Here is a 14970-nt window from a genome sequence, read left to right as displayed (position 1 = left end):
AGGAAGGTCATGCAAAGAGGGCAACAGTTGGATATTTTAAAAATGGATTTGCAGATTATGCATGATCTGCATGATGAATACCTGACAAAATTATTGGAACTTGCAGAGGACAAGATAAAAGAGGAAGGGATTAAATTAGACGAAAGCTTAGGAAGCAGCATGGTGGCAATCCACTATGCTGCTTATCTTTTTAGGAGGCGTGCAAGCAATGAAACGAGTATGCCACGCCATCTGAGATATGAACTTAATAATATGCTTATGAGCCAGAAAGGGAAAACAAGTGACATTTGACGATGGGATCATAAAAATATATGCAGTAAAAAATATTGCAGCTCCGGGGGAAAAACCCAGGGATGGGCTGATATATAAAAGTTCTCATTATTTCGGTTATGAAACAGTAGGAATACAAAGGCATTATACTGCACTGCAGGCAAAAGAGAAAGTAGCAGAGGTAGTACATATATGGCGTGACCGCGATATCCATGGGGATGATGTATGCATCATTGATGGATGTCAGTACAGATGTACGCTTGTACAACATGCAGATGATGAAAACGGTCTGCAGATAACAAGGATATCGCTGGAAAGGCTGGGTGAAAAATATGCTGAATTTTCTTGCGGTGGAAAGGGTTAAGAATGCACTCTTAGAAGTGACAAAAGAAGTGTATCACTATGAAGCCGGAAATAAAGGGGAACGCTATATCGTGTATTCAGAAGATGCAGAAGCGTCGGGACTGCATGGTGACAACAGAAAATTGTCACAGGCCATTCAGGGTACTATAGACTTGTTCACAAAGAATGAAAATGATGAATGGGCAGCAGGGATACAGGACACAATGCAGCGGAACCGGATAGCGTTCAGGTTGGGGACTGTAGAATATGAAGATGAAACACAATATATCCATTACCAGTGGATCTTTGAGGTGAGTTAATGGCGGTACTGCAGATAAAGGGACTGGATGAATATGCAAAAAAAATAAAGACGCTGTCAAAAAATGCAGACAGTGTCATGAAAAGAGTGGTTTATGATGGTGGGGCGGTTATTGCAGATGCAGTAAAGGCAGGGCTTAAAGAACTGCCTGTAGAGGAAGGAAAAAACGGACTGCCATTATTTGGGACACCAGAAGCGCCGATAACAGGGGTGTCAAGGGTACAGAAAGGAGACCTTATTGACAGTATGGGACTTGCACCCATACAGGAATTTAAGCAGGGATATATAAGTACAAAGTTAGGCTGGGACGGATACAGTAAGATGCGGACACGTAAGTATCCCAAAGGAGTTCCAAACCAATTACTGATGCGCTCGGTGGAGAATGGGACATCATTCAGAAAGAAAAATCCAATAGTGAGAAAAAGTGTGGCAAAGGCAAGGAATACAGCTATAGAGTCGATGGCAACCAGAGCAGAGAAAGAAATAAAGGAGGAGTTTAAAAATGGCAGTTAAAGGGCTTTCAATTCCGGTTTGCGGAGTATATGAGAACACAGATGGAGTAGTAAAATACAAAGAGCCATTTGTGGCAGATCACGCGGTTGAATATGGGGTGTCATGGGAAGTGAGTGATGATAACCCATTACATGGAGATAACAAAATTGTAGAAAATGCAAAAGGAAGTTTCCAGAGTGGGGAATTGACACTGGGAACTACAGATTTGCCGCAAGAGATATCGCAAAAAATCCTTGGAGTGAAGACAAAAGAAATAGAATTTGGGCCTACGGCAGCAAAAATCCAGACTACAGAATCGACATTCGATGACGATTTAAAAACACCGTATTTAGGATTTGGAATCATTGAGGAACACCAGATAGAAGACACAGACAAATACAGGGCAGTTTTTTTCCCGAAAGTGTATTTTAATGTGCCGGAGGAAGCTGCAACTACACGTGGCGAGAGTGTAGAGTGGCAGACAAAAAGCATTACTGGCAAAATTATGCGGTCAGATGCCGTGGACGAGGAAAACAAACACCCATGGATGCAGGATGCATGGTTTGAAAAAGAATCGGAAGCTATTGAATACCTGATGTGGAAATGTGGGAAGACATGGGAGGGTGCATGATGCTGAGTTATTTAAAAATTGCTGGAAAAAATTATCCATTATCATTTTCTTTAGGAGCACAGAAAGCAATTGCAGCGAAATATGGTGGAATGAAGATCCTGGATGCGTTTACAGATGATGATGTTACCGTAGAGAATATTGATATGCTCGTTTGGATGACGGAACTTTTTATCGCACAGGGATGTGCATATAAAAATTATTTTGAAAAAGATATGCCCATACCCGATGATTCTCCGGTCGATAAAGATGGAAAATGGATACCTATTTCGGCAGAGGCTATAGAAATAGGTATCACAAATCTTGAAGGTCTGCAGGATGTCGTTAGGGCGATAGCGATTTGTATAGCTGCATCGAGTAATCAGGAAATAGAAACAGAACCCACAGAGGATGCGGTAAAAAACATAGAAGCCGCGCAGAGCAAATAAGCTTTGCGTGGCTTGATTATTGGGGGAGGAAACTTGGAATGCCAGTATTGGAATATTCTTGCATGCCAATAGGGGAGTTCATAGATTTAATCAGTGTATCTCAAATCATCAGTGGGGCAGCGAGAGAAGCAGTACATAGAGAAGACAGGTATATACCAAATTTGAGGTGAGGGAATGGCATATGATATCGGGCCGCGGATTGGATTGGACGGAGAATCAGAGTTCCGAAAACAGTTAAACAATATCAATACGGAGTTAAAGACACTGGGCACAGAGATGCAGAAAGTCACTTCGGAATTTGCGGACAATGCAAACGGGCAGGAAGCATTGATTTCTAAAAATAAAGTGTTAAACAGCTCAATCGACGCACAGAATAAAAAACTGGAAGCTGCAAAAAAGGCGCTTTCAGAGGCAACAAAGAAGTTCGGTGAAGGTTCTACGGAAGCATTGAAGTGGCAGCAGGTGGTAAATCGTTCTGAAACAGAATTAAATAAATTAGAAACAGAATTGAAGCAGAACAATGAAGCGCTGGATGAGATGGACAAAGGGTTGCGTGATACAGAGAGCGGAATGAGGGACGTTGCAGAGGCCGCAGAAGATGCTGGAAGAGAAAGCAGTGCATTTGGGGACAACCTGAAAGCAAGCGTTATCGGACATGGGATTGTGGAAGGGATAAAATCAATCGCCTCTGCAATATCAAATATTGTGGAGGAAACAAAAGAATACAGGAAAATCATGTCAAGCTTGGATGTTTCAAGTGAAAAGGCCGGATATTCTGCAGAAGAAACAACGCAGAGTTATAAAACGCTATATGGTGTGCTGGCGGATGATCAGACAGCAGCCACAACTACTGCAAACCTGCAGGCATTAGGGTTAAACCAGGAAGAATTAACAACACTCATTAATGGGACAATAGGTGCCTGGGCTTCATATGGAGATTCCATACCCATAGACGGGCTTGCAGAAGCGATAAATGAGACTGCAAAAGTAGGGACGGTTACAGGAACATTTGCTGATGTGCTGAACTGGGCAGGGACAAATGAAGATACATTTAATGAAAAATTGGCCGCATGTTCCTCTCAATCAGAAAGAACAAACCTAATCATGCAGGAACTTGCAAATCAAGGGTTAATGGAAGCTGGGAAAGCGTGGCAGGACCAAAATGCAGATTTAGTGGCTGCAAATCAGGCTGCGGCCGATTTTGACAGTGCGATGGCAGAAATGTCAGAGCGTGTAACACCAGTCTCAAATGCCGTGCATGAGGGAATTAATAAAATCTTGGAAAAACTGCTGGAACTGACTGAAAATGTTGACTTTTCAAAAGTCAGCACAGGAATAGAGAGTGCATTCACCTATTTGGCTGATACTGTAGTACCAAAGATAATAGAATTTGGGACATTTCTCATAGACAATAAAGATATAATCATTGGTGCTTTGGAAGGTGTGGGATTGGCATTCGCTGCATGGAAGATTACAAAAATAGGAACGGGTCTTTTAGGCGTGTTGAGTGGAACGACTCAATTATCAACAGTTTTACCAGGGTTAACAGGAGGCGTAAAGGCTTTGTCCGGTGCTATAGCTGCAAACCCGATAGGCGCTGTCATTACGTTGATCACTCTGCTGATCACAACATTCATGCATCTCTGGAATACGAATGAAGAATTTCGTAATAATGTTACTGCATTAATGGCGGACTTAAAAGAAAAGGTTTCCAATGTAATAGAATCAATCAAGAAGTTTTTCAGTGAATTAGGAGAAAAAATAAGCAGTACATTTTCATCCATAAAGGAGACAGTTACAGGTAAAGTACGGGAGATAAAAGAAGGGGCTATTGAAGGATTCAGAAATATAGTATCAGGTATTAAAACAAAAGTGTCTGAAATAAAAGATACAGTAGTGGTAGGATTTGAGAATGCAACGGATTATATTACTTCACTTCCAGGAAAAGCGATAGAGTGGGGAAAAGATTTTATTCAGGGCTTGATTGACGGTATAAAATCAAAAATTTCAGGAATAAAGGATGCAGTCAAAGGCGTAGCCGATAAGATAAAATCATTCTTACATTTTTCCGTACCTGATGAAGGCCCATTAACAAGTGCCCCAGAATGGATGCCGGATATGATCGAGCTTATGGTGAGCGGAATTAAGAAGAGCCAGCCGGAACTTATGAAGGCTATTGGGAGTATGGCAGGAAATATGCAGGATACACTTAGCATGGATAGCGGGACGATGACATATAGCGCAAACATAAATCAGCCAATATATCACACTACGATTGTGAAACTGGATGGAAAGGAAATATATAAAAACGCAGAACGGTATATAGGAGGGAAACAGAGAAGCAGAATGGCGGTGATAGGAAAATGACATATGGATATGATATAGAATATGCAGGAGCAAGTGCCGAAAGCATAGGAATGTATGTTGTAAAAAGACCGGACATTCCAGCACCAGACTATGATATGGAAACCATAATTATACCAGGAAGAGATGGTGTACTCCATGAGGACAAGATGCGTTACAACCAAATAGAAATTAAAATTGAGTTTAATTACATGGAAACGCCTGACCGTTGGGTAGAAATGTGGCGGTGCGCAAAACGGTGGCTGTCTGCGAAAAATGCTAAGTTGAAATTATCGGACGATACAGATTATTATTATTTTGTATATTTTGTAAGGCTGGAATCAAATGAAAGAGTAGCGTATGAACTGGGAAGGTTCAACGCTACTTTTTTATGTGCACCTTATATGTATCTAAATGCAGGGACTGTTGAAAGAAAACAGGAACTTTCCCCAGTATTCCTTTCCACGGCAGCCGGGAATCCGATAATGGACGCAGCCGGGAATCGGGTATTATCTACCTGCATGTCAACGACCACTCTAAATGCTCTTGATACATGTCACCCCTTATATAGGATTGTGGGAAATGGAATATGTTCTTTTTCTGTAAATGGAAATTGGATGTACGCCAATGTGCAGGGGGAGTTGATCATTGACACAGAGCTGCAGGCGGCGTATAGGCAAGATGGCGTAAAAATGAATCAAAAGGTCACAGGGGATTACACTAAGCTTTACTTTGTACCAGGGAAAAATGAGATTATGACCGGGAGTGATTTTGATTTTTATATAACGCCGAGATGGAGGTCACTATGATACAGATATATAATGCAGACAATAAAAAATACGACAGCAATGGAGATGCAGTCCTGCAGCCAATATCCTGTGATGTGGAAGAGATCCTGAAAGGGACCTGGGAACTGACACTTGAAAATCCACCAGATAGCAACGTGAACCTGATCAGATCAGGGGCCGTTATAAAGGCGGATACCAACATAGGGGACGGGCAACTGTTCAGAATCTACGAACATGAAAAGTCAGATTCGGGGGTGACTGCAAAGGCATACCCCATTTTTTACGACTGCGGGAAAGAGGTCCCAATACTTGATAAACGCCCCACAAACAAGACAGGAAATGAAGCACTGCAGATACTTACCCAAGGCACGCAGTACACAGCGGAATCCGATATAAGGAGTTCCCGGACAGCTTATTTCATAAAAATGAACCTCTTGCAGGCGATTAATGGAGATGATGATAACAGTTTTATAAACCGATGGGGCGGAGAACCTGTATATAACAATTATCATGTGATTATTAACGGCCGCGCCGGAGGGGATTACGGGGCAAGGGTTGCTTTTGGATACAATCTGCAGGGGATTAAGGAGCATGTTGATTTTGACAACGTGATAACCCGCATCATCCCGGAGGCATATAACGGATATATGCTGGACGGGGACAGCCCATGGGTGGATAGTCCGAACATCAAAAAGTACCCCATTGTGTATACAAAGGTTATACAGTACAGTGAACTGAAACTACAGGAAGACTGTACGGGAGAAGAGGAAAAAGGCTATGAAACCCTGGAAGAGTTGAGAACTGCCCTTATAGAGCGGGCGAAACAGGACTTTAAAGACGGCGTGGATAGGCCGGAAGTATCCTACGATGTGGATTTCATACCACTGGAAAACACAATGGAGTATGAAGACTTTAAGGACCTTGTAAAAATAAATTTAGGTGACAGCATAGAGTGTGAGAACAAAAAACTGGACATCGTGACAAAGGGTCGGGTGACAAGCCTGACATATGACTGCATCAAACAGAGAATCAGATCTCTTCATATAGGTGATATTGAATCAAATTATTTTGACAAGATGTCTCTGGTCATGCAGGCGGCGGCAAAAGCGATCACAGAAAGTGGCGGGCTGAAAGGCGAAAAAATCATAGGAATCATGAATGCTGCTATAACACAACTGCGAGCACAGAGTACAAGAGCAAAAAAGGCAGAGGTTGTAGCAATGATCTGTGAGGACCTGGACCCGGAAAGCCCGGACTTTGGCGCTATGTGTATTGGAACAAAAGGGTTTATGATCGCGTCGGAGCGTACCGCAGATGGAAAGGACTGGGACTGGAGGACATTTGGGACAGGATATGGGTTCATCGCAGACTGTATCGTAGCAGGCCTTCTAGCATCCAGAAACTACAACGAGGAGACTGGGGAAGGGTTCTATATCAACCTGGATACCGGGGAAGTCTCAATGAACAATGCCCATTTAAAGGGAGAGATAGAGTCAAAAAGAGACGGATATGGATTGTACGTGAGTATCACACCGGGGGCAATAAGCCTTTTATCCGATTTTAACGGTAAAAAGGTTAGAGTTTTTAGGATAAGCGGCGGGGCAACACTGGACGAAGCAACTGGAGACTTGCGGGTGGTAACCCCATATATCACAATGGGACCTAAAAGTAATTCATTTTCAATACAATTTGAAGATAATATCATGAACGCCTGGAGATTTGGAAAGACAGGGATAAAGGACAGTGGAACATACGTCCAGGGAGCTAAGAGCGGAAGGGCGGAATTTTCGGATGGGACTTATCTGGATTTTTCAAGAGGTTGGCTGTCAGGCGGAAGAGATAAAGACGGAAATGAATTTTAGGAGGACAGAAGATGGCACTGATAATCAGCAATGCATATCTGGAGCGGTCGCAAATGACAGACAACGCACAGTATATCGCGGATTACCTGATAAGTAACGGGTGGACGCAGAATGCGGTTGCGGCGATATTAGGAAATATGCAGCGGGAATCAACGATGAACCCCGGATTATGGGAATCCCTTATTTACGGCAATATGTCAGGCGGATACGGTTTGGTACAGTGGACACCGGCAACGGAATATACATCATGGGCGGATGCCAGAGGATATCCATGGGGAAACAATACCGGTAATCCGATAGCATATTTTAAAGGACAATTGGAATGTATTTTATGGGAAGTGGCAAACAACCAGCAATGGATTGCCACTTCCTCTTTTAATTTCTCTTTTTCCGAATTCACAAGATCAACACAATCACCGGAATATCTGGCAGAGGCGTTCATGCGGAATTATGAGAGACCAGGAGTACCGGAACTGGAAGAGCGAAAACAGAATGCCCGGTACTGGTTTGAAAATCTCACATACGGAGAGAGCAAGATTGAGGATGTTGTACAGCTTGTACTTAGCCGCGTTGGAAAGAATACCTATTCCCAGGATGGAGCACTGAGGGAACGCGTATTTGATGAGCCTACAGGATATAGCGATTGTTCTTCGCTGATGTGGAAAGCATTTGAGCGCGGGGCAGGTATCCAGATTGGAACATGGACCGGGGACCAGATGGAGCATGGGGACCTGGTGTGGCACAATCCGAATTATGAGGATGTGTTTTCTTTGGACATGCAGCAGATTTCCGGGGCAAAGCGTGGGGACCTGGTATTCTGGGGTAACAGCGATGACCCAAATGCATCTACGCATGTAGAGATGTATCTGGGAAATGACCAGTTTGTAGGCCATGGTTCGGGAATAGGACCGCGAGTAAAAACAGCCAGCGCATATACGCACAGCGGGAAACTGGTGGAGGTGCGCAGATACCTGCAGGGAGTGACACCGCCGCCACCGAAAGGTGTCTATCTTGTAAGGTGGATACCGGGGATACATTGAAAGAAGGTGAAGGGATGATACAGCATATCATACCGGTATACTTCCTGCGGGATGGGATACAGGCCAGAATAGAAACAGTGCAGGGAGATTCCGGAAGAGAATTTGTTTTTAATGCAGAGGATATTACCCTGACAAATGATATGTCGGCAAAGGTTTATATTAAAAAACCCAGTGGTTTTTCCTGCTATAGCAATGCAGCTATACAGGATAATGCTGTAACGGTAAAAGCAACTACGCAGATGATAGCAGAGACGGGAGTCAGCCTGGGCCAAATACAGCTTTACAGGGGGAATGAAAAGGTGACAAGCTTTTTGTTCCGGTTAGATGTAAAGGAATCAAAAGTTGATGCGACAGGAATTGAAAGTAAAGACGAATTTACGATCCTGGAACAGACCATAAAAGAAGCACTTGCAGCGATCAATGCGGCGAACACTGCGAGGAGTGCGGCGGAAGAGGCGGCAAAGAAAGCAGAGAGCGCGGCGGAGGCAGCGAATACTTCATCCGGCAATGCTGATACAGCAGCAGAAAGGGCAAATACAGAGGCAGAGAAAGCAGTTACCGCAGCAGGGAATGCGAATGATGCGGCAGTTCTGGCAACCGAAGAGGCAGGAAATGCAGAAAAAGCAACTACAAATGCCAATGCAGTTTATGAGAAATTAAAAAATATGAATGTGGAACAAGTCAACCAGGATATCACAGATATCAAAGATGCAATAGCTAAAACGATCATGGTGGAGGGATAGCATGGCAGTAAAGACAATACAGGCCACAATTAACGGCCAAACAACAACGCTCACAAAAAACAGCACCACAGGAAAATGGGAGGCAACCATAACAGCCCCCAGTTTGTCCAGCTACAAACAGTCAGGGCATTACTATCCAGTAACGGTTAAAGCAACCGATGAAGCAGGGAATGTAGCCACAAAGGATGCATCAGACGCGACGCTGGGAAGTAAGCTTCGGTTGGTTGTAAAAGAGAAGGTAGCGCCGGTCATCACGATCACAGCGCCGACAGCGGGTGCATATCTTGCAAACAATACACCTGAGATCAAATTTAAAGTGACGGACAACGATTCTGGCGTGAACCCGGATACCATTAAGATCACAATTGACAGTGGTGCTGCTATCACAGCGGGAATTACAAAAAATGAAGTTTCAGGCGGATATGAATGTACATATAAGCCGACCACAGCCCTTTCGGACGGCAGCCACACGATCAAGGTGGATGCGAGCGACTACGACGGAAATGCGGCTGCGCAGAAATCCGTAACCTTTAAGATTGATACCGTACCGCCGACACTGAGCATTACCAATCCTGCAAATGGACTGATCACAAATAAGGCAGCCTGCACCGTATCCGGTACGACAAATGATGTCACATCCAGCCCGTGTACAGTGACCATTAAGCTGAATAGCGGAGCGGCTGAGGCTGTGACAGTGAACGACGATGGAACATTCAGCAAAGCGTTGACCCTGGCGGCAGGTTCCAACACGATTACAGTAGTTGCTACAGATAAGGCTGGTAAACAGACCACTGTTACCAGGACGGTTACTCTGGATACGACACCGCCGTCTATTACAGAGGTAACAATCACACCGAATCCGGTTGATGCTGGTAAGACATTTGTGATCAGCGTAACCGTGACAGACTGATATGGTGACGCGCTTAGAGGGGAAAGTTGACGGTAACAATATGATTTTTGTGCGGGGAGATGGGGACATGTGGGAAACCACTGTCCCCGCTGACATTGACGGGACGTATATAGTAGAGCTGACGGCCTGGGACGAGGCAGGGAATTACTGCTTTACGACAAGGTGGCTCCTCACGTTTGACCCGTCAAGTCTTTGCGCGCATCTCGTTCCGTGCCCGTATAGGGTGGAGCTGTTGCCGTCAGCTTATTACGCGGAATTAGTGCAACCGATATGTAACGGGAGGTGTTAGAGTATGGCCCTGAGATGTGAGATTGACATAGGGGAGACCCGGATAATCCAAATTGGAATACATAATATCCACGGTGAGCCTTTTAATATCCTGTCAGCAGATTACAAGCTGGCAGAGAAATATACCGGGGATATTGTAGGGACCGGGAAAGCGGATATTGAGAAACACATATTAAGGGCTGTGATAACGCCGCCGCAGGCCGGGACCTATCTTTTAAAATACACATATCAGATAGGAATGGAAACACTGGTGGAGGTTGTGGAAGTGAAGGTGAAGTAATGGCATTGATAAATTTCAGGATAACAGACGTGCAGCTTACACCCCAGACTGTCACAGTGTCGGGTACCTTTATTATATCGGTCACGGTGGAAAATATAGTACATCCGATAGAAGAGGCTGCCGGAAGTGCGTTATTGGATGCTGCCGGGAATGTGCTGGAATATGTACCGCGGGAAGATTGGAACCTGGAAACTGCGGCAGGGGAACCGATAGTTGCAGCAGACAATGAGAAATTAATAGTCATAAGCGAATAGGGAGGAATTTAAAATGGCAGAAATAACAGGAAAGAAAATAAAACAGTTAGAAGCAGCAACAACCATAAATACAACAGATGATTTTATTATAGAGACTACACCGTCTACTGGATCGCCGGTAACAAAAAGGGCAGCTGCATCTGTAGTAAAAGAAATGATAAATCGTGAACTAAACTCCGCTTTAGGAGGTTTTCAAATTCTTATAGGTAAAGTGGATATCACGCCTAAAGTGAATACACCAACTGCAAAAGCAATCACGTTTAGTCGTGAATTTGCATCGGCACCGGTTGTTATTACCTGTCCTGCCAGCTCAGCACCAGGAACAGCTATAACAGGAACGTCAGCATCCGATGTAACCAAAAGTGGATGTAATATTTACCTTACGCGTAGTGGAACAACAACCAGTACAATTATGTGGGTTGCAATAGGACCAGCAAAATAAATTTTTTACAGAGGCCCAATTGCAACCCATGACATATCTGTATATGTGTCATTTATGCGTAGCACGTATATGTCAAAACCTGTTTTTGATGTATCCATTGTTCCATATCCCAGTAATGCTTTCCCGGAAACAGATGATCTTGCGGTAAGAAATACTTCCGGGGCTTCTTTAAAAGCCTTTGGAAAAGTTACATGAACAGAGGTTTGTTCATTTGGTATCGGGATTATTCTGGTTTTTCCTGTCTGAATGCCGAAACCTCCTAAAGCGGAGTTTTGCACACAGAAAGAAGGTGATTTGAATGGAAATCAGATCAAGACCGGAGACGGTCTTATTTTTATACAAAAAATCATGAAAGCGAGGAACTTACATGTGACAGAATGGGAAGTATTTGGTGTTATTGTCGCTCTTGTAGCCTTTGCAATATCCATAGGGACGCCAATAGTAAAGCTCAACACATCAATCACCCGGTTAATTGACCGGTTAAACATGCTGGATGAGGGAATGGATGAACTGACAGCCAGAAATAGCAAATCCCATGAAAGGCTGTGGAAACATAATGAAGAGCAGGATGATAAACTGCATGACCACGAAACACGAATCACTATTTTAGAGAAAAAGGAGAGATGAACATGGACTTAAATTTTTTGATGGATTATATCAATCCGGTAATATTAGGTATCTGCCTTCTGGTGGGGTATGTGATTAAGACCGCGATACCGGGGATCAAAAATAGGTACATCCCACTTGCCACTCTTACGATGGGCACCATTATTGCAATACTTATCAACATGAGCAGTGGCATTAATGCAGAGGTGATTATAAGCGGTATGACTTCAGGTTTGGCAAGTACGGGCCTTTATGAAATGCTGCGAAATTTGGTTGATAAAGACGGAAAGAAAAAAGCAGAAAATGGACCAGGAGAAGAGGGCGAGTAATCGCTCTCTTTTTATGAAAGGAGCAATATGGGCGTATTGATAATGGGCAGGGCATCTGCATCCGTGAAGCAGATGCAAAAATATATCAAGAGTAAAAATCCAGGTGTAGAACAGACCGTACTGGATATGATACCGCTATATCTGACTGAGGGTGAAGCAGAGGGAGTAAAAGGAGATATAGCATTTGCGCAATCATGTTTGGAGACAGGAAATTTTACCTTCGCCGGATCTGCAGTCAGCCTGAGGCAGAATAATTTTTGCGGAATGGGTGTGACGAAAAATGGAGAGAAAGGTAACAATTTTCCCAGCCCACAATTGGGAATCCGCGCACAGGTCCAGCACCTAAAAGCCTATGCTTGTAACCAACCGCTTAAACAGGGATGTGTAGACCCGCGTTTTCATTTCGTGAAGCGTGGAATGGCAGAATATGTGGAGTGGCTGGGAATACAAGAAAATCCGAATCACACAGGGTGGGCGGCAGGTAAAGGATACGGAGAAAAAATCTTGAAGATACATCGGAATATTTTAAATGTGGAAAGTGAGGAAGAAGGAATGAGAATCAATGTACATGCAGGACATAACTTTAAGGTTCCAGGAGCGGCTGGGGTATTTTCTGAAACAACGGAAGACCGGAAGGTGAAAGACCTGGTGATTCGTAAGTTGCAGGCAGCAGGCCATACAGTCTATGACTGTACAGATGAAAATTCCGGAAGTGTAAGCGGAAACCTTGCAGCTATTGTGGAAAAATGTAATGCCCATGCAGTTGATCTGGATGTATCCATTCATTTTAATTGCTACAATGGCCAGGCTCACGGCACAGAGGTGTTTATATATAACTGGGGCACGGCGGCAGAGCCTTACGCCCAGAGGATTGTAGACAGAATCGGGGAGCTGGGATACACCAAAAGAGGTGTAAAGACAAACTCCAGCCTTTATGTGTTACGGCATACAGCAAGTCCGGCGCTCCTGGTGGAATGTTGTTTCTGTGACAGCGCAGAAGATGCCGGGAAATATACTGCAGAAAAGATGGCGAATGCTATTGTTGCCGGAATTACAGGAAGTGTAATGTCAGGTAATACTCCATCTGGAGATACAAAAGATTGGCTGTCCAGAGGAGATACCGGAGCAGAAGTGACAGAATGGCAGAAAAAACTGAACATATTTGGCAGTGGAGTAAACGTGGACGGAGAGTTTGGACAGGACACAGAGACACAGACTATCCGGGTGCAGCGCCTTGTGGGTGTGAATCCTGATGGATGCGCAGGCGAGAAGACAAGGGTAGCCGTAGATGCATACCTGAAAAAGAATAATTGGATACAGGTCCGTGATGGCCGCTGGTGGTACCGCCATGCAGACGGCGGATATGTAAAAAACGATTGGGAGAAGATCGGCGGAGTATGGTTCTTCTTTGATTCTGCGGGATGGATGAAAACAGGATGGATTGAATGGAAAAAGAATTGGTATTACCTGAAAGCCAATGGTGCTATGGTGTCAGATAACTTGGTCCGTACTGGCGGAAAAATCTACTATGTGGACAAGTCCGGAAAGATGTGCTACACTGATAAAACAGGAGCGCTGAAGTAACTGTTAACCACACAGAGTGTCAACTGTAAAACGCTGTAAAGCCCCGGCGGAGAACCGGGGCTTTTTTTAAATCTTATTATATTTAAGGGACACTCGCTTTTCGTTGCCGTCTTTGTCGACGACTATGAAGTAAGGATTTTCATTTCCTGCAAGGATTTCATCAGGGAGATAATCCCATCCCCACGGTGAGGTGAACATCACATCGCCGCCGTTTGTCTCAAACATATCCCATCCTTCTGGAACCTCAATCTCTACCTTGTCACTGCATGTAGCAGTGGCGTGAGGAGCATTTGCTGTCCATACCTGTCTTTTCTCTGCAGATAAAACACCATAGTTTATATATCCTGTAAATTTTTTCATTTTGTATCCCCCTTGTAATTTAAAATCTAATTTGCTATAATTTAGTTGCTGGGGGAGCGGTGGCAAGCCCGCCCTCCCTTGGGTTCTGTTAAGTCCTATTCGGACTTATTTTTTTCGTTATCTTTCAGTATCGTAAGACTGTCGATTTTCTTTAGAGCCTCTTCTTTATCTTTACTTCCCTCAACTATCATCCTGACCATTTCCATGATTGTTTTAAATTCATCTCTTGTCATATCTTCCATATGTACTCCTTTCTGATATTCGTTAAGTTACTTGCCTTAACTATCTTTATTATAAACTATTTTTGGTTTAATGTCAAGATATAATCTAAACTTATTTTGGTTTATTTTCTCCTTCTACATATTTAATTATGTTCCCAGGTTGCATGTCCAGTAACTCACATAATTGTTCAAGTGTTTTAATTCCGACCATATCCCCTTTTCTTAATTTTTGCATTGCAGACTGACTCAATATGTTTTCTTTTAATATACGCGTGCTGTTGTAGCCTGATTCTTTCAAGGTATCAATAACATTGATTTTATAAACAAGCATACGGAATACCTCCTTTTCTTATATTGTAAAACCATCCTGTTTTAATGTCAATAAAATAATCCAAAAAAAGTTTAAAAACCTATTGACAATAAACCATATTTGGTTTATAA

General features: G+C 43.5%; 23 protein-coding genes and 1 pseudogene. 21 read left to right on the top strand and 3 right to left on the bottom strand.

The window, feature by feature from the left end; genetic code table 11:
• The first annotated feature begins 9 nt into the window (after window positions 1-9).
• The 21 genes and pseudogenes from MUB35_RS25810 (at window position 10) to MUB35_RS25720 (ending at window position 13948) form a co-directional block, all read left to right on the top strand.
• Window positions 10-291: a hypothetical protein gene (locus MUB35_RS25810; protein WP_244807066.1), complete on the top strand. Its 282-nt coding sequence runs from the start codon at window positions 10-12 to the stop codon at window positions 289-291.
• On the top strand, window positions 281-634 hold the full coding sequence (locus tag MUB35_RS25805; protein ID WP_244807065.1) for a head-tail adaptor protein: 354 nt from the start codon (window positions 281-283) through the stop codon (window positions 632-634). Before MUB35_RS25810 ends, MUB35_RS25805 begins: the two co-directional genes overlap by 11 nt.
• On the top strand, window positions 603-932 hold the full coding sequence (locus tag MUB35_RS25800) for a hypothetical protein (protein ID WP_244807064.1): 330 nt from the start codon (window positions 603-605) through the stop codon (window positions 930-932). Before MUB35_RS25805 ends, MUB35_RS25800 begins: the two co-directional genes overlap by 32 nt.
• A gap of 77 nt (window positions 933-1009) precedes the next feature.
• Window positions 1010-1444 (top strand): hypothetical protein, encoded by a 435-nt coding sequence (locus MUB35_RS25795; RefSeq protein WP_244807063.1) that lies wholly within the window; start codon window positions 1010-1012, stop codon window positions 1442-1444.
• Entirely contained in the window at window positions 1434-2054 is a 621-nt protein-coding gene (locus MUB35_RS25790; RefSeq protein WP_244807062.1) for a hypothetical protein, read from the top strand. Before MUB35_RS25795 ends, MUB35_RS25790 begins: the two co-directional genes overlap by 11 nt.
• Window positions 2051-2479 (top strand): hypothetical protein, encoded by a 429-nt coding sequence (locus MUB35_RS25785; protein ID WP_244807061.1) that lies wholly within the window; start codon window positions 2051-2053, stop codon window positions 2477-2479. Before MUB35_RS25790 ends, MUB35_RS25785 begins: the two co-directional genes overlap by 4 nt.
• A 38-nt stretch (window positions 2480-2517) precedes the next feature.
• Window positions 2518-2649: a hypothetical protein gene (locus tag MUB35_RS30550; protein WP_255786283.1), complete on the top strand. Its 132-nt coding sequence runs from the start codon at window positions 2518-2520 to the stop codon at window positions 2647-2649.
• A 4-nt stretch (window positions 2650-2653) separates the two neighbouring features.
• Window positions 2654-4846 (top strand): phage tail protein, encoded by a 2193-nt coding sequence (locus MUB35_RS25780; RefSeq protein WP_244807060.1) that lies wholly within the window; start codon window positions 2654-2656, stop codon window positions 4844-4846.
• The gene (locus MUB35_RS25775) at window positions 4843-5631 is read left to right on the top strand and encodes a distal tail protein Dit (protein WP_244807059.1); all 789 of its coding nucleotides are present in this window, start codon (window positions 4843-4845) and stop codon (window positions 5629-5631) included. The genes MUB35_RS25780 and MUB35_RS25775 overlap by 4 nt, the downstream gene beginning before the upstream one ends.
• Window positions 5628-7472, top strand: a complete 1845-nt coding sequence (locus MUB35_RS25770) for a phage tail spike protein (protein ID WP_244807058.1) — start codon at window positions 5628-5630, stop codon at window positions 7470-7472. The genes MUB35_RS25775 and MUB35_RS25770 overlap by 4 nt, the downstream gene beginning before the upstream one ends.
• Window positions 7473-7483: 11 nt before the next feature.
• Window positions 7484-8512 carry a phage tail tip lysozyme gene (locus MUB35_RS25765; protein WP_244807057.1) on the top strand — a complete coding sequence of 343 codons (1029 nt, stop codon included), beginning with the start codon at window positions 7484-7486 and terminating at the stop codon, window positions 8510-8512.
• Between the two features lie 14 nt (window positions 8513-8526).
• Window positions 8527-9255, top strand: coding sequence for a hypothetical protein (locus tag MUB35_RS25760; protein WP_244807056.1), 729 nt, complete (start codon window positions 8527-8529; stop codon window positions 9253-9255).
• A 1-nt stretch (window position 9256) separates the two neighbouring features.
• The gene (locus tag MUB35_RS25755; RefSeq protein ID WP_244807055.1) at window positions 9257-10165 is read left to right on the top strand and encodes an Ig-like domain-containing protein; all 909 of its coding nucleotides are present in this window, start codon (window positions 9257-9259) and stop codon (window positions 10163-10165) included.
• Window position 10166: 1 nt separating this feature from the next.
• Complete coding sequence (locus MUB35_RS30945; RefSeq protein ID WP_255786280.1) at window positions 10167-10454, top strand: PF13754 domain-containing protein; 288 nt, start codon at window positions 10167-10169, stop codon at window positions 10452-10454.
• Between the two features lie 3 nt (window positions 10455-10457).
• Window positions 10458-10733 carry a hypothetical protein gene (locus MUB35_RS25745; protein ID WP_244807054.1) on the top strand — a complete coding sequence of 92 codons (276 nt, stop codon included), beginning with the start codon at window positions 10458-10460 and terminating at the stop codon, window positions 10731-10733.
• A complete protein-coding gene (locus MUB35_RS25740; protein ID WP_244807053.1) occupies window positions 10733-10987 on the top strand; it encodes a hypothetical protein in 255 nt (84 codons plus the stop codon). The genes MUB35_RS25745 and MUB35_RS25740 overlap by 1 nt, the downstream gene beginning before the upstream one ends.
• 13 nt (window positions 10988-11000) lie before the next feature.
• Window positions 11001-11429, top strand: a complete 429-nt coding sequence (locus tag MUB35_RS25735) for a hypothetical protein (RefSeq protein ID WP_244807052.1) — start codon at window positions 11001-11003, stop codon at window positions 11427-11429.
• Window positions 11430-11723: 294 nt separating this feature from the next.
• Window positions 11724-12056, top strand: coding sequence for a hypothetical protein (locus tag MUB35_RS25730; RefSeq protein ID WP_244807051.1), 333 nt, complete (start codon window positions 11724-11726; stop codon window positions 12054-12056).
• A 2-nt stretch (window positions 12057-12058) separates the two neighbouring features.
• Window positions 12059-12364: a phage holin family protein gene (locus tag MUB35_RS25725; protein ID WP_244807050.1), complete on the top strand. Its 306-nt coding sequence runs from the start codon at window positions 12059-12061 to the stop codon at window positions 12362-12364.
• Between the two features lie 39 nt (window positions 12365-12403).
• Window positions 12404-12907: pseudogene (locus tag MUB35_RS30940) on the top strand (glucosaminidase domain-containing protein); the annotation flags it as partial.
• Window positions 12908-12916: 9 nt separating this feature from the next.
• Window positions 12917-13948 (top strand): N-acetylmuramoyl-L-alanine amidase, encoded by a 1032-nt coding sequence (locus MUB35_RS25720; RefSeq protein ID WP_334303737.1) that lies wholly within the window; start codon window positions 12917-12919, stop codon window positions 13946-13948.
• Window positions 13949-14014: 66 nt separating this feature from the next.
• Here MUB35_RS25720 and MUB35_RS25715 read toward each other — a convergent pair whose 3' ends face one another.
• The 3 genes from MUB35_RS25715 to MUB35_RS25705 form a co-directional block, all read right to left on the bottom strand.
• A complete protein-coding gene (locus tag MUB35_RS25715; RefSeq protein ID WP_244807048.1) occupies window positions 14015-14308 on the bottom strand; it encodes a hypothetical protein in 294 nt (97 codons plus the stop codon).
• A gap of 95 nt (window positions 14309-14403) precedes the next feature.
• Window positions 14404-14550, bottom strand: a complete 147-nt coding sequence (locus tag MUB35_RS25710) for a hypothetical protein (RefSeq protein ID WP_244807047.1) — start codon at window positions 14548-14550, stop codon at window positions 14404-14406.
• Window positions 14551-14641: 91 nt separating this feature from the next.
• Window positions 14642-14860 carry a helix-turn-helix domain-containing protein gene (locus MUB35_RS25705; RefSeq protein WP_244807046.1) on the bottom strand — a complete coding sequence of 73 codons (219 nt, stop codon included), beginning with the start codon at window positions 14858-14860 and terminating at the stop codon, window positions 14642-14644.
• Window positions 14861-14970 lie beyond the last annotated feature (110 nt).

Source organism: Blautia sp. NSJ-175 (genome assembly GCF_022867815.1).
In the GTDB taxonomy this organism is placed as follows: domain Bacteria; phylum Bacillota; class Clostridia; order Lachnospirales; family Lachnospiraceae; genus Blautia; species Blautia celeris.
This window is presented reverse-complemented; position numbering and strand designations above follow the sequence as displayed.